This is a genomic window from Leucobacter chromiiresistens (assembly GCF_001477055.1).
GTDB lineage: Bacteria > Actinomycetota > Actinomycetes > Actinomycetales > Microbacteriaceae > Leucobacter > Leucobacter chromiiresistens_A.
This window is the reverse complement of sequence record NZ_LDRK01000130.1, coordinates 1-2,156: the sequence shown is the minus strand read 5'-3', so window position 1 is coordinate 2,156 and position 2,156 is coordinate 1. Positions and strand designations below refer to the sequence as shown.

3 protein-coding genes are annotated in these 2,156 nt (G+C 69.8%); 2 read left to right on the top strand and 1 reads right to left on the bottom strand.

Annotation, left to right across the window (positions count from 1 at the left end):
* Positions 1-202: 202 nt before the first annotated feature.
* Both NS354_RS12465 and NS354_RS12460 read left to right on the top strand, forming a co-directional pair.
* A complete protein-coding gene (locus tag NS354_RS12465; protein WP_058594775.1) occupies positions 203-694 on the top strand; it encodes a CinA family protein in 492 nt (163 codons plus the stop codon).
* Between the two features lie 58 nt (positions 695-752).
* Positions 753-1,973 carry an alcohol dehydrogenase catalytic domain-containing protein gene (locus NS354_RS12460; RefSeq protein WP_058594774.1) on the top strand — a complete coding sequence of 407 codons (1,221 nt, stop codon included), beginning with the start codon at positions 753-755 and terminating at the stop codon, positions 1,971-1,973.
* On the opposite strand, the gene NS354_RS12455 is transcribed toward NS354_RS12460, so the two are convergent.
* Positions 1,970-2,156 (bottom strand): DUF1206 domain-containing protein (locus NS354_RS12455; RefSeq protein WP_153002220.1); only part of this gene is annotated, 187 nt, incomplete at its 5' end. The genes NS354_RS12460 and NS354_RS12455 overlap by 4 nt on opposite strands.

Here is a 2,156-nt window from a genome sequence, read left to right as displayed (position 1 = left end):
CGAGGTGGCATCGTGGGATCACTAGCGACTCGAGGAGGCCCGCAATGCCAGAACGATCCCACGATGCCGCCTCGTCGCCCGCATGCCCAGGGGGTTGCGTGCCGCGATGCGAGGCGTCAAGGCCCCTGCGCCGAGAAATCGGCGCCCGTACAGTCGGCCGCGTCGACACCGATTCTTGTGGAGCGAGAGGAGTACAGCAGTCATGGTCGAATCTGCACTTGAGGGACGCGTGGATCGCCTGGTGGAGCGCATCGCGGAGCGGGCGGGCGCATCGGGCGCGACGATCGCCGTAGCCGAATCGCTGACGGGAGGACAACTGGGCGCGGCCCTCGCCGCCGCCCCCGAATCCGGCACCTGGTTCCGCGGAGGCATCATCGCGTACCACCCCGAGGTGAAGTTCTCGTTGCTGGGAGCGCCGCGCGGGCCGGTCGTGACGGAGCCGACGGCGATCGCGATGGCGGAGTCGACGGCTCGGCTCCTGCTCGCCGACATCGCGGTCTCTGTGACGGGCGTGGGCGGCCCCGAGCCCGACGAGGGGAAGCCCGCGGGCACGGTCGTGCTCGCGGTGACCGGGGGAGGGTCGCCCACGGAGGTCGAGCACCTCTCCTGCTCGGGCGACCCCGTCGAGGTCATGCAGCAGACGGTCGAGGCGGCGCTCGAAGCCGTCCTCGCCCGCCTCTCGCCCGGCGAGTGATCCGATTCTCGTCGACATCCACGATTCCATTCAACGCACAGCAGTAAAGGAGAGCAGTATGCGCGCAGTGACCTGGCAGGGGAAGCGGAAGATCTCGGTCGAGGAGGTCCCGGATCCGGTGATCCAGGAGCCGGGCGACGCCATCATCAGAGTCACCTCGACCGCGATCTGCGGCTCGGACCTCCACCTGTACGAACTGTTCGGGCCGTTTCTCGACGCGGGCGACGTGCTGGGGCACGAGACGATGGGCGTGGTCGAGGAGGTCGGTCCGGGCGTGACGTCGCTCACGGTCGGGCAGCGCGTCGTCATCCCGTTCAACATCGCCTGCGGCGCTTGCTGGATGTGCACGCGCGGCCTGCAGTCCCAGTGCGAGAGCACCCAGGTGACCGAGTACGGTTCGGGTGCCGCGCTCTTCGGCTACACGAAGCTCTACGGCCAGGTGCCGGGCGGTCAGGCGGAGCTGCTCAGAGTGCCCATCGCCGACTACAACACGATCGTGGTGGGCGATGCGCTCCCGGATGAGCGCTACCTCTTCCTCAGCGACATCCTTCCGACGGCCGCCCAGGGAGTCGCCTACGCGGGAGTCGGGCAGGGCGATACCGCACTCGTGCTCGGGCTCGGACCGGTCGGTCAGTTCGCGGCGCGGCTCGCGGCGCACCGCGGGGGGCGCGTGCTCGCCGTCGACCCGGTGCCCGAGCGTCGGGAGATGGCTGCGCGTCACGGCATCGCGGTCTGCGAACCGGGTGACGTCGAGGCTGCGGCGATCGATTTCTCGAATGGACGAGGGCCCGACGCCGTCATTGACGCCGTCGGCATGGAGGCGCACGGCAGCCCCGGCGTGCACGCCGCGCACACGGCGATCGGGGCGCTCCCCGATGTGCTCGCGCGCCCGATGATGGAGCACGCGGGCATCGACCGTACGGCGGCGCTGCTGCAGGGCATCGATCTCGTGCGCCGCGGAGGCACGGTCTCCATCAGCGGCGTGTACGTCGGCAACGCCGATCCGCTGCCGATGAAGACGCTCTTCGACAAGCAGATCACGCTGAAGATGGGTCAGTGCAACGTGAAGCGGTGGATCGAGGATCTGCTGCCCCTCGCCGAGCAGGAGGGGGATCCGCTGGGCACGGCCGACCTCACGACCCACCGCGTGCCGCTCGCGAGCGCGCCCGAGATGTACGAGCTGTTCCAGAAGAAGGAGGACGGCTGCATCAAGGTGGTGCTCGACCCGGCGGCGGACGCGGCGCCGGTCACTCCTCCGCAGGAGGCCGCAGTGCGCTAGAGGTCGGCGAAGCGGGCGCGGAACAGGCAGAACACGCCGTAGGCCAGGAAGCCGACGCCGATCCCGACGATCGTGGCGGGGCCGCCGGGCAGATCGTAGAGCGAGGTGATCGCGGAGTCGAGCGCCCCCGCAGAACTCGAATCGCCGCTGAATCCCGCCCCGGCGAGCGGTACGGCGATCGCG